Annotated in this window: 16 protein-coding genes and 3 tRNA genes; 15 read left to right on the forward strand and 4 right to left on the reverse strand. The window is 65.8% G+C overall.

What is annotated here, in order from left to right; genetic code table 11:
* Nucleotides 1–64: 64 nt before the first annotated feature.
* The 9 genes from AC5P5V_RS00395 to AC5P5V_RS00435 all read left to right on the forward strand — a co-directional run bounded on the left by AC5P5V_RS00395 (nucleotide 65) and on the right by AC5P5V_RS00435 (nucleotide 5,364).
* Entirely contained in the window at nucleotides 65–544 is a 480-nt protein-coding gene (locus tag AC5P5V_RS00395; RefSeq protein WP_005416113.1) for a peroxiredoxin, read from the forward strand.
* Nucleotides 545–628: 84 nt separating this feature from the next.
* Nucleotides 629–2,029 (forward strand): PhoH family protein, encoded by a 1,401-nt coding sequence (locus AC5P5V_RS00400; protein WP_005409049.1) that lies wholly within the window; start codon nucleotides 629–631, stop codon nucleotides 2,027–2,029.
* Nucleotides 2,026–2,532, forward strand: a complete 507-nt coding sequence (locus tag AC5P5V_RS00405; protein ID WP_111201579.1) for a hypothetical protein — start codon at nucleotides 2,026–2,028, stop codon at nucleotides 2,530–2,532. Before AC5P5V_RS00400 ends, AC5P5V_RS00405 begins: the two co-directional genes overlap by 4 nt.
* A gap of 12 nt (nucleotides 2,533–2,544) precedes the next feature.
* Nucleotides 2,545–3,213, forward strand: a complete 669-nt coding sequence (locus AC5P5V_RS00410; protein WP_134967729.1) for a YoaK family protein — start codon at nucleotides 2,545–2,547, stop codon at nucleotides 3,211–3,213.
* Nucleotides 3,214–3,320: 107 nt separating this feature from the next.
* Nucleotides 3,321–4,130 (forward strand): bifunctional hydroxymethylpyrimidine kinase/phosphomethylpyrimidine kinase, encoded by an 810-nt coding sequence (gene thiD / locus AC5P5V_RS00415; RefSeq protein ID WP_049412883.1) that lies wholly within the window; start codon nucleotides 3,321–3,323, stop codon nucleotides 4,128–4,130.
* Nucleotides 4,127–5,053 (forward strand): alpha/beta hydrolase family protein, encoded by a 927-nt coding sequence (locus AC5P5V_RS00420; protein ID WP_061480297.1) that lies wholly within the window; start codon nucleotides 4,127–4,129, stop codon nucleotides 5,051–5,053. The genes thiD and AC5P5V_RS00420 overlap by 4 nt, the downstream gene beginning before the upstream one ends.
* Nucleotides 5,044–5,120: transfer RNA gene (locus tag AC5P5V_RS00425), tRNA-Arg, on the forward strand. Before AC5P5V_RS00420 ends, AC5P5V_RS00425 begins: the two co-directional genes overlap by 10 nt.
* Nucleotides 5,121–5,178: 58 nt before the next feature.
* Nucleotides 5,179–5,255, forward strand: a tRNA-Arg gene (locus AC5P5V_RS00430).
* A gap of 32 nt (nucleotides 5,256–5,287) precedes the next feature.
* Nucleotides 5,288–5,364: transfer RNA gene (locus tag AC5P5V_RS00435), tRNA-Arg, on the forward strand.
* Nucleotides 5,365–5,984: 620 nt separating this feature from the next.
* On the opposite strand, the gene AC5P5V_RS00440 is transcribed toward AC5P5V_RS00435, so the two are convergent.
* On the reverse strand, nucleotides 5,985–6,905 hold the full coding sequence (locus tag AC5P5V_RS00440; protein ID WP_061480137.1) for a LysR substrate-binding domain-containing protein: 921 nt from the start codon (nucleotides 6,903–6,905) through the stop codon (nucleotides 5,985–5,987).
* 140 nt (nucleotides 6,906–7,045) lie between these two features.
* On the opposite strand from AC5P5V_RS00440, the gene AC5P5V_RS00445 reads away from it, so the two are divergent.
* Nucleotides 7,046–7,747 carry a pirin family protein gene (locus AC5P5V_RS00445; RefSeq protein ID WP_061480138.1) on the forward strand — a complete coding sequence of 234 codons (702 nt, stop codon included), beginning with the start codon at nucleotides 7,046–7,048 and terminating at the stop codon, nucleotides 7,745–7,747.
* A gap of 169 nt (nucleotides 7,748–7,916) precedes the next feature.
* A complete protein-coding gene (locus tag AC5P5V_RS00450) occupies nucleotides 7,917–9,056 on the forward strand; it encodes an MFS transporter (protein WP_134967730.1) in 1,140 nt (379 codons plus the stop codon).
* Nucleotides 9,057–9,137: 81 nt separating this feature from the next.
* Here the strand turns inward: AC5P5V_RS00450 and AC5P5V_RS00455 are convergent, their stop codons facing one another.
* Nucleotides 9,138–10,256: an alpha/beta fold hydrolase gene (locus tag AC5P5V_RS00455; protein WP_231352661.1), complete on the reverse strand. Its 1,119-nt coding sequence runs from the start codon at nucleotides 10,254–10,256 to the stop codon at nucleotides 9,138–9,140.
* A 185-nt stretch (nucleotides 10,257–10,441) separates the two neighbouring features.
* Here AC5P5V_RS00455 and AC5P5V_RS00460 point away from each other — a divergent pair, with 185 nt between their 5' ends.
* The 4 genes from AC5P5V_RS00460 to AC5P5V_RS00475 all read left to right on the forward strand — a co-directional run bounded on the left by AC5P5V_RS00460 (nucleotide 10,442) and on the right by AC5P5V_RS00475 (nucleotide 17,322).
* The gene (locus AC5P5V_RS00460; protein WP_134967745.1) at nucleotides 10,442–11,788 is read left to right on the forward strand and encodes a c-type cytochrome; all 1,347 of its coding nucleotides are present in this window, start codon (nucleotides 10,442–10,444) and stop codon (nucleotides 11,786–11,788) included.
* Nucleotides 11,785–12,711, forward strand: coding sequence for a c-type cytochrome (locus tag AC5P5V_RS00465; RefSeq protein ID WP_134967731.1), 927 nt, complete (start codon nucleotides 11,785–11,787; stop codon nucleotides 12,709–12,711). The genes AC5P5V_RS00460 and AC5P5V_RS00465 overlap by 4 nt, the downstream gene beginning before the upstream one ends.
* A gap of 115 nt (nucleotides 12,712–12,826) precedes the next feature.
* On the forward strand, nucleotides 12,827–15,205 hold the full coding sequence (locus AC5P5V_RS00470; RefSeq protein WP_134967732.1) for a TonB-dependent receptor domain-containing protein: 2,379 nt from the start codon (nucleotides 12,827–12,829) through the stop codon (nucleotides 15,203–15,205).
* 8 nt (nucleotides 15,206–15,213) lie between these two features.
* A complete protein-coding gene (locus tag AC5P5V_RS00475) occupies nucleotides 15,214–17,322 on the forward strand; it encodes a phosphocholine-specific phospholipase C (RefSeq protein ID WP_134967733.1) in 2,109 nt (702 codons plus the stop codon).
* A 109-nt stretch (nucleotides 17,323–17,431) separates the two neighbouring features.
* Here the strand turns inward: AC5P5V_RS00475 and AC5P5V_RS00480 are convergent, their stop codons facing one another.
* Together AC5P5V_RS00480 and AC5P5V_RS00485 are read right to left on the reverse strand one after the other, a co-directional pair.
* A complete protein-coding gene (locus AC5P5V_RS00480; protein ID WP_134967734.1) occupies nucleotides 17,432–19,027 on the reverse strand; it encodes an alkaline phosphatase D family protein in 1,596 nt (531 codons plus the stop codon).
* Between the two features lie 10 nt (nucleotides 19,028–19,037).
* Nucleotides 19,038–21,971, reverse strand: coding sequence for a TonB-dependent receptor (locus tag AC5P5V_RS00485; RefSeq protein ID WP_495215792.1), 2,934 nt, complete (start codon nucleotides 21,969–21,971; stop codon nucleotides 19,038–19,040).
* Nucleotides 21,972–22,062 lie beyond the last annotated feature (91 nt).

Genomic DNA, 22,062 nt, shown 5'->3' on the forward strand with positions numbered 1-22,062 from the left:
TCACGGGCGCGTGGCGTTTCATGTAGCTGTAATGGCAAGAACCCAGGCTCGACAGAAGGACCTCATGAACAACGGCGACACCCTGGACAGCACCACCCTCTCCCTGCCGCTGGCCCTGTCCGGCGGCGACCAGGCCACCCTCGGCGACTATGCCGGCCAATGGCTGGTGCTGTACTTCTATCCCAAGGACAGCACCCCGGGCTGCACCACCGAAGGCATCGACTTCAACGCCCTGCTGCCGAAGTTCAGGAAAGCCGGCGCCGTCGTGCTGGGCGTCTCGCGCGACTCGGTGAAGTCGCACGACAACTTCTGTGCCAAGCAGGGCTTCAATTTCCCGCTGGTCAGCGATGGCGACGAAGCGCTGTGCACCGCCTTCGACGTGATCAGGATGAAGAACATGTACGGCAAGCAGGTACGTGGCATCGAACGCAGCACCTTCCTGATTTCCCCCGACAGCCGCATCGTGCAGTCCTGGCGCAAGGTCAAGGTTGCCGGCCATGCCGATGCCGTTCTCGCCGAACTGAAGGCCTCCCAGTCCAAGTGAGTCCCACTGCCTACTGTGTCTGCCATCACCCTGCCCCGCAGCAGGCCGTGGTGGTTTTTCCCTGTCCGTAACCAGGAATCGACGATGACCCGAGGCAAGCGCATCTACGTGCTGGATACCAACGTGCTGATGCACGATCCGACCGCGCTGTTCAAATTCGAGGAGCACGACATCTACCTGCCCATGCAGGTGATCGAGGAGCTGGACAACGGCAAGAAGGGCACCTCCGAAGCGAGCCGCAACGCCCGCCAGGTGAGCCGCTTCCTCAACGAGCTGGTACAGGAATCCGGCCTGGACAACCTGGCCGACGGCATTCCGCTGCAGCGCCCCAACGGCCTGCAGCTGCGCGGCAAGCAGAGCGCCGGCAAGCTGCGCTTCCAGACCAGCCATTTCGACGCGGGCAAGAGCTTTGGCAAGGTCATTCCGGACAATGCCATCCTCGGCGCGATCCTGGCCCTGAAGGAAGAAACCCCCGACCTGCCGGTGGTGTTCGTCTCCAAGGACATCAATCTGCGGATCAAGGCCGCCATCGCCGGCATCGTGTCCGAGGACTACGAGAACGATCGCGCGCTGGACGATTTCAGCCTGCTCTACACCGGCGCTACCGAGCTGCCGGAAGACTTCTGGAAACGCCACGGCGACGACCTGCGCAGCTGGAGCGACAAGGGCCGCTCGCATTACGAAATCCAGGCGCAGGACGGCGAGGAGTGGTATCCGAACCAGTACGTCTACCTGCCGGGCGAGGATGAAGTCGAGCTGCGCGTCAGCCGCGTGGTCGGCGATGGCAAGGTGGTGCTGTCGCTGGTCGATGATTTCCGCCACGGCAGCCACGCCGTGTGGGGCATCAGCGCACGCAACCGCGAGCAGAACTTCGCCCTCAACGCACTGATGGACCCGGAGATCGACTTTGTCACGCTGCTGGGCACCGCCGGCACCGGCAAGACCCTGCTGGCACTGGCCGCCGGCCTGGCGCAGACAATGGACCAGCAGCGCTACCGCGAGATCATCATGACCCGCGCCACGGTCAGCGTCGGCGAAGACATCGGCTTCCTGCCCGGTACCGAGGAAGAGAAGATGACGCCGTGGATGGGCGCGTTGACCGACAACCTGGAAGTGCTCACGCACAACCAGGAAGGCGGCACATGGGGCCGCCAGGCCACCAACGACCTGCTGGCCAGCCGCATCAAGATCCGCTCGATGAACTTCATGCGCGGCCGCACCTTCCTGTCGCGCTACCTGATCCTGGACGAGGCGCAGAACCTCACCCCCAAGCAGATGAAGACGCTGATCACCCGCGCCGGCCCCGGCACCAAGATCGTCTGCCTGGGCAACGTCGAGCAGATCGACACCCCGTACCTGACCGAGACCACTTCGGGCCTGACCTACGCGGTGGACCGCTTCAAGAACTGGCCGCATAGTGCGCACATCACCCTGCGCCGTGGCGAGCGTTCGCGCCTGGCCGATTACGCTTCGGAGGTGTTGTGAACCGCTGCACGCGCCTGTTGTTGCCCACGGCTGCGATCACCCTCGCCGCCGTGCTCGGTGCCTGTACGACCACGCGCGGCCCGGCCAGCGTGCCCACCGCCGAGCGCACCGGCCAGTCCTGGGTGGTCACCCGCCCGATCATCGCCGCGCAGGTGCTCGACACCTGCTCGCGCCCCAGCCCCGGCCGCGAGGCCGGGCGGGTGTCGGGCTACTGGGCGCCCAGCCGGCAGCAGGTCGACCAGCTGGAGGCGAAGCTGTCGTCGCTGGAAGCGCAGGTCCCGAAGGTGCTGGGCTTCGACCGCCAGTACGTCGGCATCGAAAGCGCCGGCAAGCGGCTGATCTACATCAACGCCTTCCACCTGCCCGACGACAGCGGCATCAATCCGGCCCGCGAAGCGATCCGCGTCTGCGATGGCGGCGCACAGTTCTGGGGCGCCGTGTTCGACCCGGCCAGCAACACCTTCAGCGAGCTGCAGTTCAACGGCGGCTTCGGCGGGCCCTGAGGGGCCTCGCCGATGGGAATACGCCTGCCCACCTGGGTCTGGATCGGCGCGGTCGCACTCTCGTGCGTGGCCGGCATGGTCAACGTGGTCGGCTTCCTCGGGTTCGAGCATCAGGCGGTCAGCCACATGACCGGCAGCACCAGCCAGCTCGGCATGGCATTGGCCCAGGGCGACTGGCGCGCGGTCGGCCACCTGTGGGGCCTGCTGATCGCGTTCTCGCTGGGCGCGATGCTCAGCGGCCTGCTGATCCAGGACAGCACCCTGCAGCTGGGCCGGCGCTACGGCGTGGCACTGGCGCTGGAATCGGCTCTTTTGCTGGTGGCCATTCCGCTGTTTGAAGAGCACCAGATCTGGGGCGCACTGGCGGCCGCCATGGCCTGCGGCCTGCAGAATGCAATGGCTACGACCTTCAGCGGCGCGGTGGTGCGCACCACCCATCTCAGCGGCATGTTCACCGATCTCGGCATCGGCCTGGGCCACCTGCTGCGCGGGCTGCCGTTGCAGGTACGACGACTGACCCTCAGCGGCCTGATCATCAGTGGCTTCCTCGCCGGCGGCGTGATCGGCGCTTGGCTGTTCACGCGCTGGCAGTACGACGCCCTGCTTGCTCCCGCCCTGCTCACCGGCCTGACCGGCCTGGGCTATGTGATGTACCAGCAGTGGGCGCGTTGGCGGCATTGAGGGCCGCGCTGCGGGGGTCAGATCCCTTTTCCTGCGGAAAAGGGATCTGACCCCATCTACCGGCAGTGACGCTACCGCCTTTGCGGTGACCACGGCACAATCGCCTGATGAGCCCGACCACTCCCGTATCCGCCCTCACCATCGCCGGCTCCGACTCCGGCGGTGGCGCAGGCATCCAGGCCGACCTGAAGGCCTTTGCAGCACATCGCGTGCACGGACTCTCCGCGATCGCCGCACTGACCGCACAGAACACCCGTGGCGTCATCGCCGTGCATGTGCCGCCGATCGATTTCCTGCGTGCACAACTGGATGCCTGCTTCGATGACTTCGACATCCATGCGGTGAAGCTCGGCATGCTGGCCAACACCGAAGTGATCAATGCCGTCGCAGATGCGTTGGAGCGCCATCGCCCACCACACGTGGTGCTGGACCCAGTGATGGTCGCCACCAGCGGCGCGCGCCTGCTGGAAGACAACGCTCTGCAGGCAATGCGTGAGCGGCTGATCCCGCTGGCCACGCTGATCACCCCGAACACGCCGGAAGCGGAGCTGCTGGCCGGACGGAAGATCGGGAACGGCGATGACGCCGAACAGGTGGCCTCCGCCCTGCTCGACCTGGGTGCCGGTGCGGTGCTGCTGAAAGGTGGCCACCTGCAGGAAGGCAACCGCGTAATCGACCGCTACTTCGACGGCGTCAGCAGCGAAGAATTCATCCACGCCCGCCTGCCGCTGGATGCGCACGGCACTGGCTGCACGCTGGCCTCGGCCATCGCCGCGCAGCTGTGCAACGGCCTGAGCCTGGCCAACGCCTGCGAAGCCGGCATCGACTACGTTGCGCGCGGCCTGCAGCAGGGCTATGCCCCCGGCCGCAGCGAGGTACTGGTGCTCGACCACTTCGGCGCGGCACCGCACGCATGAACCTGACGCCGGCCCTCCTTCCAGTGCAGTGCAACGACGGGCATCGCTACGAAGTGATGGCCTGCATGCCCGCACAGCCCATCGCCCGCTTGTTGTGGCTGCCAGCGCTGGGTGTGGCCGCGCGCCACTACCTGCCGCTGGCACAGGCGCTGGCAGCGAAGGGCGTGGCGGTCTACCTGCATGAGTGGCGCGGCAACGGCAGCAGCTCACTACGCCCGTCGCGCGCGCAGGACTGGGGCTATCGCGAGGTACTCGAGCAGGATCTGCCGGCCAGCCAAGCGGTCATGGCGGCCGCAGACGAGGAAGCAGGCCCCCTGCCCTGGATCATCGGTGGCCACAGCCTGGGCGGGCAGCTGGCCTGCGTGCACGCCGGCCGCAACCCTCTGCACTTCCATCACTTGTGGTTGGCGGCCAGCGGCTCACCGTTCTGGCGTGGATTCCCGCCACCGCGCGGCTGGCTGCTGCCACTGGTCTACCGCTTCCTGCCGTGGATCGCGCAGCGCCAGGGCGTGCTGCATGGCCGTCGTCTCGGCTTCGGTGGCACCGAAGCACGCGGACTGATCGCCGACTGGGCGCGCGTCGGCCTGAACAACCACTACGCTGCCGCGGGCATGGGTGAAGACCTCGACGCACAGATGACGCGCGTGCACGGCAGCGCACAGGCCGTACTGATGGAACACGACTGGTTGGCTCCGACCGGATCGATGCAGGCGTTGCTGGCAAAGCTGCCGAATGTGGACGCGAAGCTGCGCGTGCTGTCCGCGCAGGAACTGGGCACGCGCGCCGATCATTTCGCCTGGCTGAAGGCACCGGATGCCGTGGCGAACAGCTTTTTCATTCAGTTGGATGAAAATTTTCACAAAACTGTTGACGGTGTGCGCCGACATCCGCATAATTCCGCTCCTGTCGCAGGGCGCCCGTAGCTCAGTTGGATAGAGTACCTGGCTACGAACCAGGCGGTCGGGAGTTCGAATCTCTCCGGGCGCACCACTCGACAGGTTTTCAGCATCCTCCGCTGGAAATGTTTTAAAATTTGATTGTGTACCGCGCGCCCGTAGCTCAGTTGGATAGAGTACCTGGCTACGAACCAGGCGGTCGGGAGTTCGAATCTCTCCGGGCGCACCATACACAGTCGGCACAACAAGTTTATGTAATTGGCGCCCGTAGCTCAGTTGGATAGAGTACCTGGCTACGAACCAGGCGGTCGGGAGTTCGAATCTCTCCGGGCGCACCATTACACCGAAACAGCAGGCCTCGGCCTGCTGTTTTTTTATGTGTGTTTTTTCGGCAGGGCTGCGCCCTGCACCTGCAGATGCTTCAAGCCAAGGCAACGACAACGGCAACAGCAAAAGCTGGCATTCCGTGCTTTGGCGGGGCGGTGTCGGAGTGCGGGGACGCCGCAAGTACGTCCCTGTAGGCTTGGCAGCCGCATCCATGCGGCTGACACCCCGCACTCCGACACCGCCCCACCTTCGACAGGTTCACGCGGCTGTTGGTAGGTGTCGACCTTGGTCGACACATCTGTCAGATATCGAGTGAATTCATCCACGCATGGCATGGATCTATCGTGTCGACCAAGGTCGACACTTACCAGAGCAGTACGCCGTTCCGACAGATCGCGGAAAACTGTCGAAGGCGGGGTGGGTCCGGTTGCGGGGGCGTGAGCCGCATGGATGCGGCGACCGAGCTTACATGGACGTACTTGCAGCGCCCCCCGCAACCGGACCCACCCCGCCATCCCTCAGGAAACCAGCTTTTGCTTTTGCTTTTGCTTTTGCTTTTGCTTCGGCTTCGGCTTCGGCTTTGGCTATGGCTGTTGCTTCGGCGGGTGCAGGGCGCAGCCCTGCCGTACCCCTACCCCCGTGCCATTGCCTGCCACCACTGCGACAGCAGCTCCGGCCTGCGCAGGCGCTCGCGCCACCAGCGCAATGCCGCGCCATCCTCACCGGTGCGCCAGGCCAGCCAGAACGTTTCCTCCGGCTTGTGTTCCTCCACCTCACGGATCACCAGCTGGCCACGCGCCACAGCAGCGCGCGCGCATGGCTCGGGCAGGAAGCCGAAGCCCACCCCTTCGCACTGCAGCTTCAATTTGCTGGCCATGTCTGGCACGGTCAGCATCTCCTGCCCCATCAACAGGCCCACCGTGCGCGGCAGCAGCCTGCGCGCCGAATCGGAAACGGCGATCGCGCAATGCTCGACCAGCTGCTCACGGCCCAGCACGCCCTGCACGTTGGCCAACGGATGATCGGGTGCCACCGCGAACACGAACGCCACCGTTCCCAGCGGCTCGACCACATAGCCGCCACCACTGGGCCCTTCGCCCGGCGCGCCGACCAACAGGTCGGCACGGCGGTCGAGCAGGGCCTCCCAGGTGCCGGACAGGGCCTCGCCGATCAACCGCAACCGGGTTGGTGCCTCGGCCTCACGGAATGCGGCGATGTCCGGCCCAAGCAGCCAGGTCGGGAACACCGAGTCCACCGCCAGGGTCAGTTCGGTCTCCCAACCCGACGCCACCCGGCGCACCCGCAGCTCCAGCTCGCGGGCAGCGCGCAGCAGGTGTCGGCCTTCGTCCAGCAGCGCGCGCCCAGCCTCGGTCAGCTCTGCACGTGGGCCGACCCGGTCGAACAGCTGCACGCCCAGATCCTCCTCCAGCTTGGCCACGGTATAGGAAATCGTCGAGGGCACCTTGTGCAGGGCCTTGCCGGCGGCGGCAAAGGAGCCACGGCGGTCGATGGCATCCAGGATCTGCAGGGCATCGAGGCTGAGCTTGAGCATTCGAATTTTTCGATGATGGTCGTCAAAACTATCCGTTTTTCAAACCTCGGACGCAAGCGGATACTTCTCTCCAACGGGGAAACACAGCGGTCACTGGCCCACCCCGCCCCATCGAAACCATCGAACAAGGAGATTCCCTCATGCTGCAGATCCGCAAGAGCGCTACCCGTGGCCTGGCCGAGCATGGCTGGCTGTCCTCGCGCCATACCTTCTCCTTCGCCAACTACTACGACCCCCGTTACGTCAGCTTCGGCCCGTTGCGGGTGATCAACGAAGACAAGGTGATCGGCGGCCAGGGCTTCGGCACCCACGGCCACAGCAACATGGAAATCATCTCCTACGTGCTGGGCGGTGCACTGGAACACAAGGACTCGATGGGCACCGGTTCGGTGCTGCGCTACGGCGACGTGCAGCGCATGAGCGCCGGGAGCGGCGTCACCCACAGCGAGTTCAACCACTCGGCCGACGAGACCGTGCACTTCCTGCAGATCTGGATCTTCCCGGACACCGAGAACATCGTGCCGTCGTACGAAGAGACCCACTTCTCGCCGGACAGCAAGCGCGGCCAGCTGCGCCTGATCGCTTCGCCGGACGGCGCCGACGGTTCGCTGCGCATCCACCAGGATGCCCGCATCTTCGCCACCATTCTTGATGGCGGCCAGAAGCTGCATCACGCCCTCGGCAACGGTCGTGGCGCCTATGTGCAGGTGGCGCGTGGCCAGCTGCAGGTCAACGGCATCACCCTGGAAGCCGGTGATGCGCTGCAGGTCAGTGACGAAGCCCAGCTGACCCTGGAAAACGGCAACGACGCCGAAGTGCTGGTGTTCGACCTGCCGCTGTAAACACGCCCTGTCCTGAAGACGTGGCCCGGCGATGCGGAAAGGCATCGCCGGGCCCGCTGCGCCTGATGGACGGCCCGCAATCGTATTCGGCCTTCGGTGACCCGAATGCCCCTTGCCCGATGCGACTGGAAACGCTTTCATGGCAGTGTTTATCCGGACCCGCTCTCGCATGACGCCTTCATCTCCGCGTGCCCAGCAGCACGCCACCCGTGCCGCCTTCTTCATTCCTGGATTCGCCACCGCCGCGTGGGCGCCGATGGTGCCTTACGCAAAGGCCAAGGCCGGGCTGTCGGACGCCAGCCTCGGCGCCGTGCTGCTGTGCCTCGGGCTCGGCTCGCTGCTGGCGATGCCGCTGGCAGGTGCACTGACGGGGCGGTTGGGTTGCCGCCGGGTGATGGTGATCACCTGCGCGATGATGCTGTGCGCCCTGCCCTTGCTGGTGCTGGCACCCTCGCCGGTGTCGCTGGGCGCGGCGCTGTTCGTGTTCGGTGCCGGCGTCGGTGCACTGGATTGTGCGATGAACATGCAGGCGGTGGCGGTCGAGCGCGATGCCGGGCGCGCGATGATGTCCGGCTTCCACGCCTTCTACAGCATCGGTGGATTCGTCGGCGCTGGCTGCATGACCGGGCTGCTGATCCTCGGCACGCCGCTGTGGCTGGCCGCGCTGGTTTCGGTGGTGGCACTGCTGCTGGTTGCGATGCTGTCGGCGCCGCATTGGCGTCCGCAACGGATCCTGCACGAAGGCCCCTTGCTGGCACTGCCGCATGGCGTGGTGCTGTTCATCGGCGTACTGGCCTTCGTGGTGTTCCTCGCCGAAGGCTCGATGCTGGACTGGAGCGCCGTGTTCCTGGCCGAAGTGCGGCAGGTGCCGCGTGACCAGGCCGGGGCCGGCTTCGCGTTGTTCACCCTGGCGATGACGGCAATGCGCCTGTTCGGTGACGGCATCGTCGAGCACCTCGGCCGCACCCGCACCCTGGTCTTTGGCGGTATCACGGCCGCGGCAGGCTTCACCCTGGCCACACTGGTGCCCTCGTTTCCGGTGGCGCTGGCCGGATACGTACTGGTCGGGCTGGGCTGCGCCAACATCGTGCCGGCGCTGTTCTCGATGGCAGGCCAGCAGCGGGTGATGCCGGAAAGCATCGCAATCACTGCCGTGACCACACTGGGTTACGCCGGCATCCTCGCTGGCCCGGCTGCGATCGGCGCCGTGGCGCACGCCACCAGCCTCGGCTTTGCCTTCCTGTGCGTCGCCGTACTGCTGCTGGGCGTAGCCGCCTCCGCCCGCTCACTGGCCCGACGCGTGGCCTGACAGAAAATGGGGACGGAGGGGATTAAGTCGCATCTGCCCCGAGTGTGCTGCAAACGACTTAATCCCCTCCGTCCCCATTTTTCAGCCGTGTGCCAGCCATTCGGCCTGGGCCGGCAGCTGTGGGGCTGGGCACGTGCTCTGCGGGTGGTGCTCGTCACGCGCCATCCAGTCGTCGACCACGCCGGCCAGCAGGTCCAGCCGCAGCGGCAGGGTGATGTGGTCCTCGCCGCGCATCTCGATGTAGTGCGCGCGCGGATTGGCCTGGGCCAGTTCGCGGCCCTGGCTGACCGGAATGTGCTGGTCGCCCTGCCCGTGCAGCAACAGCACGCAGGCGCGGGTATCGGCCAGCGCACGCGCGACGTCGACGCGGTCCAGATCGACATCGATACGGCGGCTGGCGGCGGCGATCACCTGGTTGATGTCCTGGCCGCCGTAGCGCCAGCGCGCGTAGGAGGCGACCGCCTGCGCCTTCAGGCCTTCCGGCTGCAGCCCCATCAGGTGCGGAATCATCGTGCGGATCGCTACACCGGCATTGGCGAACGATTCCATCGCCACCACGCCTTCCACCTGGTCGCCGAGCTTGTCGGCGGTGAATACCGCTGTGGCGGCGCCATAGGACACGCCGAACAGGTACAGCGGGCCGGTTACTTCGCCGCGCGCGCGCAGCTCGCCGATGACATCGACCACGTCATCCGATTCATAGGTGCCATAGCCGGACGGTCCTGCACCGGACTGGCCATGGTTGCGCAGGTCGAGCGTGACCACGCGGTAGCCGGACTCGGCCAGCTGCAGCGACCATGGCAGCATCGAATCACCGTTCATCATCCAGCCGTGCAGCAGCACTACGGTGCCGCGCGGCGTCTGCGCACGGAACGGCTGCGGCACCGCCAGGCTCAGGCCGGTATCCAGCGGCAGGCCGTTCTCGTGGCGCTGCGGCAGGTAGTGGTAACGCGCGCCGTAATCGCCGGGATCGAACACACGCCAGAAGATCGGCACGCCATCGCGGCCCGGCGCGAAGCCATGGCGGTTGGGCAGTTCGGCGATGGCCGCGGCGATGCGCGGGCGATCGAGCAGGGTCGATACACCACCTGGCGCGATCAGCCGATCGGCGAGCGAGGTGGACGAGGCATTGATGGAGGAGGAGCATGCAGCCAGCCACAGGCCGGCGCACGCCAGCAACAGCAGCAGCAGGCGCTTCATATCACGTCATAGGGATGAATCAGACAGGCTGGGACGTTAACGCCCCGATAGACCGGTCATCTATCGCGCGCGGATGACGACTTGATGACAGCGCAGGAACGATTCAGCTTGGTGTACAAGCTGTATCCGTTCAGTCATTGATCCGGATCAATGAATACGCCGGCATGCTTGCCCACAGTGCCCCCATGCGCACCTCGTTCAAGCTCGCCATTGCCCTGGCCGCCACGCTGGCCGCCGCCTATGGCATCGCCCGCAGCACGCCCTACTGGTTCGCACCTCGGCAGGCCGCGCAGGTCGACATCCACGACCCGGCGCTGATCGCACAGGGGCAGTACCTGTCGCGCGCCGCCGACTGTGCGGCCTGCCACACCGCGCCGGGCGGCAAGCCGTTCGCCGGTGGCCTCGGCATGCAGACGCCGATGGGGACGATCTACTCGACCAACATCACGCCCGATCCGCAGACCGGCATTGGTGCCTACGATTACGCCGACTTCGAACGCGCGGTGCGCCGTGGCATCCGCCACGATGGCCAGCCGTTGTATCCGGCAATGCCGTACGCCTCGTACGTGGTTGCCCGCGACGCCGAGATCAAAGCGCTGTACGCCTATTTCATGGGCTCGGTGCAGCCGGTGAAGCAGGACAACGCCGACAGCACGATTCCATGGCCCGCCAACATGCGCTGGCCTCTGGCATGGTGGCAACTGCTGTTCGCACGCCCACGCAGCTTCAGCCCGGATCCGTCGCTGGACGCCGGCAAGCAGCGTGGTGCCGAACTGGTGGAAGGCCTGGCGCATTGCGGTGCCTGCCACACGCCACGCGGGCTGGCGTTCCAGGAAAAGGCGATGGCCGATGATGGCAGCCGCCAGTTCCTGTCCGGTTCGGTGCTGGAAGGCTGGTACGCGAAGAACCTGCGCAACGAATCGACCGGCCTGGCCAGCTGGAGCGAAGGCGAGATCGTCGACTTCCTGCGCACCGGCCGCACCGATCGTTCGGCGGCTTTCGGCGGCATGGCCGATGTGGTCGAGCACAGCACGCAGTACCTGTCCGACGCGGACCTGCTGGCGATGGCGCGCTACCTGAAGCAGCTGCCCGCCCGCGAAGGACGCAGCGCACAGTGGTCGCCCGGCACCGACACCACCACCGCCGCACTGCGCAGCGGCGACTACCGCGTGGCCGGTTCGCTGGCCTATGCCGAGCACTGCCAGGCCTGCCACCGCGCCGACGGCCGCGGCATGCCTCGCGTCTATCCGGCCCTGGCCGGCAACTCGATCGTGTTCGCTGACGATCCCAGCTCGCTGGTGCAGGTGACCCTGATCGGCGGCCGCACGCCACAGACCCCGCACGACCGCATGGCCTTCACCATGCCAGGCTTCGAGCAGCTGCCGAATGCGCAGCTGGCACAGATCCTGACCTTCATCCGCAGCAGCTGGGGCAATCAGGCCAGCGCAGTGAGCGAGGTCGACGTGGCGCGTATGCGCCGGGTGGTGCGCGACAAGCCGGTGCACTACGTTCCGCAGGAGACCGCACAATGAAGCGTTCGCGCACGCGTTCCCGCCTGCTGATCGGCAGTGCGATCACCATCGTGCTGCTGGCCGGCGCCGGTACCCTCGCTTACCGTCATCTGTACCCGGATCTGGATGCCGCCGTGACCGGCACGATCGATATCCTCGATGCACAGGGCAAGGTGGTCGGCCACTACCACGCGCCCAGCGCCGAAGAAATCGCCGGGCTCGGCAATGCCGAGTCGGTGATGCTCGGCCGCCGCCTCCTCAACGAGACCGCACGGCTGCTGCCGGACAATGTCGGCAACGATCTGAACTGCAACTCGTGCCATATGGCCGAGGGCAAGCGTCCATTCGGAAACCACTACTTCAACACCGGTGGCGGCGCTTATCCGCGTTACATGCCGCGGCCTGGCAAGGTGATCGGGTTGACCGAACGCATCAATGGCTGCCTGCAGCGTTCGATGAACGGCAAGCCGCTGCCGAAGGACGCGCCACAGATGCGCGCGATGCTCGACTACATGGCGTGGCTAAACAGTGCAGTGCCGGACGGTGCAAAAGTCGCCGCGCCAAGCGAAGGGCCCATCGACAGCACGCTGGCCCCGGATCCGATCCGCGGCCAGGCGCTGTACGCCACGCAGTGCGCTGCCTGCCACGGCGACAACGGCGAAGGCCGGCGCGACGCCAGTGGTGACATCGCCTTCCCACCGCTGTGGGGCGACCACAGCTTCAACATCGGCGCCGGCATGGCGCGCCTGTACAAGGCGGCCGGTTTCGTCAAGCACAACATGCCACCGGCAGTGACCCGCGAACCTCCGCTGGGGCAGCAGGTGATGCCCGACCAGGATGCGGTGGACATCGCCAGCTACTTCATCAACCAGCCGCGGCCGGACTTCGCCAACAAGGGCAAGGACTGGCCGCGCGACCCGAAACCCAAGGACGCGCGGTACTGATGCCGGCAGCAGGTGCCGGCCGTCGCACAACACGATTCCTGCATCGCCACGTCATGCCGATGTCATTGGCACTGCCGACACTCCGGGGCTTCCCTCTTCTGAAGGTCCGGTCTCGATGCGAACGTCTGCGCGCTTTCCCCGTGTCTCGCTGCTTGCCCTGCTGATCGCCCCCGCACTGGACGCCCTGGCCGAAGCACCGCAGGGCGAGACTGCCGAAGCGCGCAGCAGCGATGCGCGAACCCTTGACCAGGTACAGGTGATCGGCCAGGCCACCAGCTACGCCAAGACGGCGGTGCGCGCGGAAACGCTGAACCGGCAGACCGTGATGAGCAGCGTCAACGACGCGCTCAATGAAGTGCCCGGCGTGGTGGTCAGCGAAGCCGATGCCACCGGCTCATCGGTGTGGGGCACGCAGATCAGCATGCGTGGCTTCGTCACCAACCGCGACACACAGCAGATCGGCACTACCATCGACGGCCTGCCCAACGGCGGTTCGGGTTACGGCGGCGGCTCGCTGGCCAACCGCTACATCGACACCCTCGATCTGGAGACAGTGGAAGTCAGCCAGGGCACCGCTGATATCTCCTCGCGCTCGAACGAAGCGCTGGGCGGCACGCTCAACTTCCTCACCAGCGACCCGCTGCAGGACAGCCGCCTGCGTTTCGTGGTCGGCGCCGGTGACAACGAGGCGCGCAAGTACTACGTGCGCTACGACACCGGCCTGCTCGGCGGCCACACCCGCGCCTGGGTCAGCGCCTCCTCGTCGAAGGTGCATGACTGGATCGACGGCACCGGGCACGCCAGCAACGACCACATCGCCGGCAAGTTCATCACCGAACTGGACCGCTGGACGCTGACCGGCTACCTGTCCTACAACGATGCGGACGAGCCGGAATACACCAGCGTCTCACCGAAGGGCTTCGCCACCAATCCTGATCGTGACAACCTGGTCGGCACCCTCACCGGCATTCCCTACCTGGACCAGAACTACCGTTCCGGCTCGCGTGCGCTGCGCGAGAACACCTTCGGCTACCTGCGCGCGGCCTTCGACGGTGGCAACGGCTTCAAGGCCTCGGTGGCGGCTTACGGACACCGCATGGAAGGTCGTGGCGACTGGCTGCCACCTTACCTGGCACAGGTCAGCGACGATGGTGCCGGCCGCCCCGAATCGGAGTACATCGGTGGAAAGACCGTGTACGGCGGCAGCAACCGTGGCCAGATCTTCTTCGTCAATCCCGACGGCAGCGCCGCGCAGCGCCTGGCCAACTGCACACCGCGGCTGGGTTTCACTGCCGAATATGATCCGAACTGCTACGCCGGCAACGTGCTGGGCGCGCAGTCGTATCGCCACACGCACTACGACAACGACCGCATGGGCGTGACCGCCGACGTCGAGTGGCGGCAGACCTTCGGCACGGTCGACAACACGATCCGTGGCGGCCTGTGGGTGGAGAAGCTGGACCGATCGGCACGCCGCGACTGGCATCGCCTGCTCAACGTCGGCCAGGATATCGCCTTCGACCATCAACCGTACTGGGTACAGTTCGAGGACAAGTACAAGGTTGACGAGCAGATGTACTACGTCGAGGACGTGGCGAGGTTCGGGCCGTTCAGCGCACGCCTGGGCGTGAAGCAGTTCTTCGTCGACCAGTCGCGCCGCCGCGTGATCGGTGCCAGCGAGCACGTCAGATCCGATTCCAGGTCCGACCCGCTGCTGTCCACCGGCTTGACCTGGGCGCCGGGCGTGGAAGGCATGGAGCTGTTCGCCGGCTTCTCGCAGAACTTCGCCGCGATTCCTTCCGGCGTGCTCGGCGAGACCGACCCGCAGCGCTTCCGCAACGTCGAGCCGGAGACCGCTGACAACATTGAAGTGGGCATGCGCATCAGCCGCTGGCCGCTGACCGCCTCGGTCACGCTGTACAACATCAAGTTCGACAACCGCATCGTCTACCTGCCGGCCGGCTTCGTCAGCGGCATTGACTACCTGGGCGAGACCGACGGTGTCTACGAGAACTTCGGCGGCGTGGAAAGCAACGGCCTGGAAGCGGCGTTCGGCTATGGCTGGGACAACGGCTGGCGCCTCAACGCCGCCTATACCTACAACCGCTCCAAGTACCTGGGCAGTGGCGATGCCGCGCGTGATACCCAGCTGGGCATCGTCGACGGCGCCAAGGTGATCGGCCAGCCCGAACAGACCCTCGTCCTGTCGGCAGACTGGCAGGGTGAGAACTGGAACTTCGGCCTGTCCGGCCGTTACCTGGGCACGCGCTATCTCGACGCCGCCAACGTCAACAAGCTGCCGTCGGCCACCGTGTTCAACGCCAACATCGGCTTCGACCTGCAGGGCCTGTCGCCGCGCCTGAAGGGCATGGGCGCCAACCTGGTGGTGAGCAACCTCACCGATAAGCGGTATCTTGCAGGGGTGGACGGCCGCGACAACGCCTTCATCGGCGCTCCGCGCACCGTCGGGATCTCTTTCCGCGTGGACCTGTGAGTGAGCCCGTGACCGATATCGGCCGACGCCGGTTGTTGCAGGCCGGCGTTGCCGCCGGCCTTTCTCCGCTGCTGCCCAGCATCGCCCGGGCCGCAGCGATCGCCCCCGCCACGCAGACGCGCAGCCTGGAAGACCTGCAGCACATCGTGGTGTTCATGCAGGAGAACCGTTCGTTCGACCACTACTTCGGCACGCTGCCGGGCGTACGTGGCTTCGGTGATCGGTTCGTCGCCCCGGCCGCCGCGCTGCAAGCAGGTGGCCGCGTCCGCAGCCTGTGGCTGCAGCCCGATGCCAGCGGCAAGCGCGCGATCGCGCCGTTCCCGCTGGATACCGCCGCGCACTTCGGCTACATGCGCGTGGAAGGCACGCCGCATACCTGGCCCGATGCGCAGCGCGCCTGGGACCAAGGTCGCATGGGGCAATGGCCGAAGGCCAAGCAGAACCACTCGATGGGCTACTTCCAGCGCAGCGACCTACCGTTCCAGTTCGCGCTGGCCGATGCCTTCACGATCTGCGATGCCTACCACTGCGCAATGCAGGCCGGCACCAACCCGAACCGGGTGTTCCTGTGGACCGGCCACAACGATCCGCAGGCCCACGCTGGTGGCCCGGTGATCGCCAACTCGCACGACAATTTCCCTGAACAGGGTGGGCACCCGGCGTCGTACCGCTGGACCAGCTATGTCGAGCGCCTGCAGAGGGGCGGCGTGTCCTGGCAGATCTACCAGGACATGGCCGACAACTTCACCGACAACCCGCTGGCGGGTTTCGAGGCCTTCCGTCAGGCCCACCGCGCGGCGCCAGGGCATGACCCGCAGCTGCGCGCGCGCGGGGTCAGCACGCGGGGCCTGACGCAGCTGCGCCAGGACGTCATTGACGGGCGCCTGCCGCAGGTCAGCTTCATCATCGCCGACGCGGCCGGCAGCGAACATCCCGGCCCGTCCAGCCCGGCACAGGGCGCGGCCTATACCGCACGCGTGCTGGATGCGCTGACCGCCGATCCGGACGTGTGGAGCCGCACCGCCCTGCTGCTGATGTTCGACGAGAACGATGGCTTCTTCGACCACATGCCGCCCCCTGCCCCGCCTTCGCCGGTGGACGGTGGCTGGGCGGGTGTGTCCTCGGTCAGCACCGAAGGCGAGTACCACCGACACCCGGCACCGGGTGACGAAAAGTACGATCTCGCCGAACTGCGCGGGCGCCCGTACGGTCTGGGACCGCGCGTGCCCCTGTACGTGATCTCGCCGTGGAGTCGCGGCGGCTGGGTCGATTCGCAGGTGTACGACCACACCTCGGTCATACGGCTGATCGAGCGCCGCTTTGGCGTGGCCGCACCGGACATCTCGCCGTGGCGCCGCGCGGTCTGCGGCGACCTCAGCACTGCGTTCGACTTTGCCCAGCGCGATACCCGCCCGTTCGTCTGCGGCCTGCCCGACGTGAGTGCGGTTGCCGCACGCGCCGCTGCCTTGCCGGGACGCACCGTGCCCACGCTGCCAGAGGGGCTGAAACCAGCGAAACAGGAAAGCGGTGTACGCCCGGCGCGCGCCCTACCCTATCGTCCGCAGGCATCGATTGCCGCAGTCGATGCCTCGGGTGTGGATCTGACGCTGTCCTGCGAAGGCGCGGCGGCCGTGCTGCATGTCTACGATCGGCTGCGGCTGGATGCGGTACCACGCCGCTACACGCTGCTGCCAGGTACGCCACTGCGCGAGCGCTGGCCGCTGGACGCCCAGGGCCGCTATGACCTTTGGCTGCTTGGTCCGAACGGCTTCCACCGCCACTTCCAGGGTGCGGTCAAGGCGCCTGCCGTGCAGGCTTCGATCGAGCGCGCGGACGGCCAGCTACGGCTGCACCTGCGCAATCTGCACAACAGCGCGCAGAATGTGCGGGTGCAGGCCGGCGCCTATGCCGGGCACATGCCGGAGCAGGCGCTGGTGCTGCCGGCGCATGCTGAGGCCACGGTGGCGTGGGACGCGGCGCCCACCGCAGGGTGGTACGACCTGCGCATCGGTGCGGGCGACAGTGCACTGCGACTGGCCGGCCGCGCCGAGGATGGGCGCCCCGGCACCAGTGACCCGGCAATGGGCAGCGAGCCATTGCGGTTCGAGCACGATTGAGGAGCCCTCTGTAGAGCCGAGCCCACGCTCGGCTACTTCTCGCCCTGGTCGCATTGCACCGAAAAAGCAGCCGAGCGTGGGCTCGGCTCTACAGCGCAGACCGGTAGATTCAGGCCTCCTGCAGCCCCGGCCGGCCGTGCTCCACCGCGTAGCGCTTCCAGCTCTGCAGCGCGCCATTCGGCTGCATTACGGTATCCAGCGTCTTCATGTCGCCGATCCACGCATCGCGGGTGACATCGCACAGCACGTAGCCACGCTTGTCGGTGGTCGCTTTCAGATAGGGGCTGTGCGCAATCTGGTTGCTGGCATACGCGTCCACACCCTGGCCATCGGCGCCGGAAGTGATCGACGTGGCGAGGAACTCGCTGGAGATCACGCCCGAGTCACGGTGGTCCTGCACCAGATCACTCGCATAGTGGCGATGCGCGTCGCCGCAGGCAGTCACTACGTTGCCGAAGCCCACCTTCTGGATGTGGTCAAGCAGGCGCCGGCGGCTGTCCAGATAGCCTGACCACTGGTCGTCGGACGATTGCACCACGCCGTCCTTCTCGCGCATGTAGTTGCCCAGCGCCACCTGGTGGGCGATCGTGTGCCAGCGTGGTGCAGCATCGGCCAGGCCGTCGAACAGCCAGCGCTCCTGCTTCGCCCCCACAATGCTGCGCTCTGGCGATTCCACCTCCTCACGCAACGCCATGTTCACCTGCTTGCTGCGGTACTGACGGGTATCGAGCAGGTGCAGGTCCATCAGCGTGCCGTAGCGTGCGCGCCGGTACATCTGCATGTGGCCATCGCGCGGGAATGCCGAGCGGCGCAGTGGCATGTTCTCGTAGTAGGCCTGGAACGCCTGTGCGCGACGCAGCAGGAACACTTCGCTGGGCGTGTCATCCTGGTCTTCGGCACCGGCCCAGTTGTTGTCCACTTCATGGTCGTCAAAAGTGACGAACCACGGTGCCGCCGCATGCGCGGCCTGCAGGTCGGGATCGCTCTTGTACTGGGCGTAGCGGCGGCGGTAATCATCCAGCGTGTAGATCTGCGGGCCGACGTGGTTGCGCAGGTTGGTGAACGGCTGGCCGTTCATCTTCCGCAGGCCCGGCTGGCTTTCGCCTTCGTAGATGTAGTCACCGTAGTGGAAGACGAAATCCAGCGGTTCGTCGGCGATGCGCCGCCACGCGGTGTAGTGGCCTTCTTCGTAGTGCTGGCAACCGGCCACCGCAAAGCGCACACGATCCACTGCGGCCGTGGCTGCGGGCAGCGTGCGGGTACAACCGACCGCACTGGCGTGGCCGCCTACGGTGAAGCGGTACCAGTAGGGCCGTCCGGGCGCCAACCCGTCCAGCTCCACGTGCACGGCGTGGCCGAGTTCGGGATGCGCCATTGCCGAACCCTGGCGCACCACCTTGCGCATGCCATCGTCTGCTGCCAGTTGCCATTCGACCGCCATCGGCCGGGTCGGCATGCCACCGCCGAACACCAGCGGTTCGGTCGCCAGGCGCGTCCACAGCACCACGCCATCGGCCGAGGGATCACCCGAGGCCACGCCCAGGGTGAAGGGTGTGCTGGCAAAGCGCGGCTTGGCCAGCAGGTTGCGCGGGTTCAGCGCGGTGGCATCGGCCTGCGCGGCCAGTGCGTGCGCCGTGCCCATCCAGGCCCCGGCGGCCGACAAGCCGGCCAAGGCCAGGAATCGCCTGCGATTGATCGTCTCCACGGGTGAACCCTCAGTTGTAGATGATGTGGAAATAGAAGAAGCGGCCGTAGTCGTCGATCTCAGTTCGGAAACGCCCGTTCGGACCGGTGCTGTAGGTTGGCTGGGTGTTGAACAGGTTCTTGGCCTCGTACTTCAGCGTTACGTGCTTGCCGACCTTGTGGCTGAAAGCCATGTTGAACGTCATGTATGGGTCGTAGTACGAATCCAGCCATTCGGTGTCACCGAAGTCGACCAGCATCCGGCTGCGGTAGGTTCCGGACAGGCGCAGTTGCGAGCTCTTCCACGGCATGCGCCAGATCACCGACCCATTGAGCGACCAGTCCGGCTGGTACAGCAGGCGGTCCAGGCGCCGCTCGGTGCCATCGGTGATGCGGTAGTTGGTCTGGCCTTCCAGACGCGTCGCGTTGAAGTACATGTCGAAGCGCTGGCGGCCCCACTGCAGATTGCGATTGGCCACCGCGAACTCAACGCCACGCAGCTTCGACTCGTCGGTGTTCATCGGCTGGGTGACCCGGTAGCGGGTGTCCCCCACGTTCTCGAACGTGGTCAGGGTGTAGATATCGTCCTTGATCACCTTGTCGAACAGCGCTACCGAGACCAGGCCATTGTTGCCGTTGAAATACAGGTCCCACGCCAGGTCGACGTTGGTGGAACGGCGCGGCTGCAGGTTGGCATTGCCCTGCTTGATGGTGCAGAAGCCCCTGCCCTCCTCGTCATCGCCACAGCTGGTGCTGGTGGCCTGGGCGATGTTGCTCGGCGTCGGCCGGCCCAGCGTACGGCTGGCGGAGAAGCGCAGGCGCTGGTCCTCGCTCAGCTTGAACGTCGCATTCAACGAAGGCAGCAGGTTGTTGTAGCCACCGCTCGTGTTGCGGAAGGCGGAGGTATACGTACTGCCGCCATCATCGCTGAACGGGCTGTAGGCATCGAAGCGGGTGTGGTCGTAACGCAGGCCGCCGATCAGCAGCAGCCGGTCCCAGGCGTAGTGAGCGGACACATAGGCATTGGTGATGTCCTCCACGTACTTGTAGTCGCTGGTGAAGTTGGCATTCGGATACGCCGCATTGTTGTTGCCCAGCTTCGGCAGCAGTTCCTCGTTCCACTTGCGGTTGTCGATCAGAGGGAAGCCCGGCACGCTGCCCAGCAGCGTCGACCCCGGGTACAGGTAGTCGTTGAGCGTGGCACTGCTCCTGAAGTAGTCGAAGTCGATGTCCTGCCAGATCTTCAGGTGGCGGTACTCGGCACCGGTGGCCAGGCCGAAGCCACGCGCATCGGCGTCGATGTTGTAGCTGAAGTCCGCGCGCAGGTTGTCGATGCTCTCCTTGGCATCGCGCGGGGAGACATAGGCCTGCGCCGGATTGAGCTTGAACGCGGAGCTGGTCAACAGGCTGGAATCAGAAACCGCTACCGCGTTTGGGAACCCGTGACTGTCATTCTCGTAGTCGACGAACAGATTGCTTGGATAGGCACGCACACCCCAGTAGACCTGGTTGTTGTGGAAGGTCTCTTCGGTGTGGCCACCACGCAGGGTCAGGCGCGAACGGTCGCCGACGTCCCAGTTGAAGCTGGCGATGGCGCCACGGTTGCTGCGGTCCCAGCGGTCGTGACGGTTCTTGATGTAGATGCTGTTGATCTGGGTGGTGCCGCTGTCCTCGGTCTGGTTGCGGATCGGAAACTTGGCGTTGCCATACAGATCCGTCTTGTTCATCGTTGAGTTCTCGTAGAACCGGTACGAGTACAGCAGCAGCGATGCGTAGAACGGATCATCCGAGGGCTTCCACTCAAGCTTGGCGGAGCCACCGAAGTTGGTGATGAAGTTGGTATAGGTGCCGGTACTGAAGTTGCCAGGCGCACGCAGGCCGTTCCAGCCCTTGGCCTCGTCCGGACCCGTGGTGCCGTCGGTGAGGTATTCTCCAGCGTCGTTGTAGTAGTAGTTCGACTCCACCCAGCGCTTGACGCTGTTGCGTGAACGCTGCTCATAGCGTGCCACCGCAACGATGCCGAATTCCTGGTCGGCGCCGAACTGGTTGGAGAACACCATCTTGGCGCTCTTGCCGAAATGGCCCAGGGTCTCGTGGTTGCCGCCGGCGCTGCGCTCGACGTTGGTCTCGGCAGTGGAATAGATGCCTGCCACATCGGCAAACACGTACCTGCCGGACCGGTCGAAGGCACTACGGCTGATGATGTCGATCACACCGCCGATCGCATCCGGTGCCTGCTCCGCACTGAAGCTCTTGTAGATGTCGGTTCGGGTACCGATGTCGCTGGGAATCAGCTGCAGGTTGTTCATGCGCTCCCCGGAGCCACTGCCCCCCACGCTGGCGATCGCGATGCCATCGATGGTGGTGTAGTTGAGTTTGGCCTGCACGCCGCGCACGGTCACGTAGCGTGGTTCGCCGGCATCCTCCACCGCACTCAGGCCTGGAGCGGCCATCAGGCTCTCGGCCAGGGTCTCGTCGCCGTAGCTGTCCATCTCGTCGTAGACCACCGAATCCTTGATCACCGGCGACGACTTCTTCTGGTCGATGACCTCATGCGCGGCAATCACCTTCACCGTGCCCAGGGTCGGCGCCAGCACCGCCCCGGCCTCGCGCGGCATCGGCGCGGCTGGCTTCGGCGCATTGCGTGCGGGTGCCGGATCGATGGCGATGACATTGCCATCCACCACGGTGTAGCCAAGACCGGTACCCGCCAGCAGTGCGTCCAACGCCTGCTTGACGGTGGCGCCCCGCGGCACAGCCCCGGCCATGTGCGCTTCGCCGCTGCCCGAGTACAGGAACTGCACGCCGGAACTGCGCGACAACTGCTCAAGCGCACGTGCCAGCGGTTGCGCCGCGATCGCCGCCGACACGCGGGTTTCAAGGCCATCGGCAGTGGCCGCGGCCGCCATTGGCACGCTGCAGGGAGACAGGGCGAGGATGATCGACAGGTAGAGCGTGTTGCGCATCACGGGTCCTTGGAAGAGAAAAGGCTGCGAGGTCGCCGCGTGACTTGGCAGCGGCTTCTCCCAAGTAAGAGCCCGCATCCACCGAAGTGGA

Source organism: Stenotrophomonas sp. YJH_SMC_130, from assembly GCF_059369035.1.

Excerpts from the sequence above, each read along its gene's own strand:
- AC5P5V_RS00395 (WP_005416113.1), top strand. The coding sequence starts at position 65 with ATGAACAACGGCGACACCCTGGACAGCACCACCCTCTCCCTGCCGCTG.
- AC5P5V_RS00400 (WP_005409049.1), top strand. The coding sequence starts at position 629 with ATGACCCGAGGCAAGCGCATCTACGTGCTGGATACCAACGTGCTGATG.
- AC5P5V_RS00410 (WP_134967729.1), top strand. The coding sequence starts at position 2,545 with ATGGGAATACGCCTGCCCACCTGGGTCTGGATCGGCGCGGTCGCACTC.
- thiD (WP_049412883.1), top strand. The coding sequence starts at position 3,321 with ATGAGCCCGACCACTCCCGTATCCGCCCTCACCATCGCCGGCTCCGAC.
- AC5P5V_RS00420 (WP_061480297.1), top strand. The coding sequence starts at position 4,127 with ATGAACCTGACGCCGGCCCTCCTTCCAGTGCAGTGCAACGACGGGCAT.
- AC5P5V_RS00440 (WP_061480137.1), bottom strand. The coding sequence starts at position 6,905 with ATGCTCAAGCTCAGCCTCGATGCCCTGCAGATCCTGGATGCCATCGAC.
- AC5P5V_RS00445 (WP_061480138.1), top strand. The coding sequence starts at position 7,046 with ATGCTGCAGATCCGCAAGAGCGCTACCCGTGGCCTGGCCGAGCATGGC.
- AC5P5V_RS00450 (WP_134967730.1), top strand. The coding sequence starts at position 7,917 with ATGACGCCTTCATCTCCGCGTGCCCAGCAGCACGCCACCCGTGCCGCC.
- AC5P5V_RS00455 (WP_231352661.1), bottom strand. The coding sequence starts at position 10,256 with ATGAAGCGCCTGCTGCTGCTGTTGCTGGCGTGCGCCGGCCTGTGGCTG.
- AC5P5V_RS00460 (WP_134967745.1), top strand. The coding sequence starts at position 10,442 with ATGCGCACCTCGTTCAAGCTCGCCATTGCCCTGGCCGCCACGCTGGCC.
- AC5P5V_RS00465 (WP_134967731.1), top strand. The coding sequence starts at position 11,785 with ATGAAGCGTTCGCGCACGCGTTCCCGCCTGCTGATCGGCAGTGCGATC.
- AC5P5V_RS00470 (WP_134967732.1), top strand. The coding sequence starts at position 12,827 with ATGCGAACGTCTGCGCGCTTTCCCCGTGTCTCGCTGCTTGCCCTGCTG.
- AC5P5V_RS00485 (WP_495215792.1), bottom strand. The coding sequence starts at position 21,971 with ATGCGCAACACGCTCTACCTGTCGATCATCCTCGCCCTGTCTCCCTGC.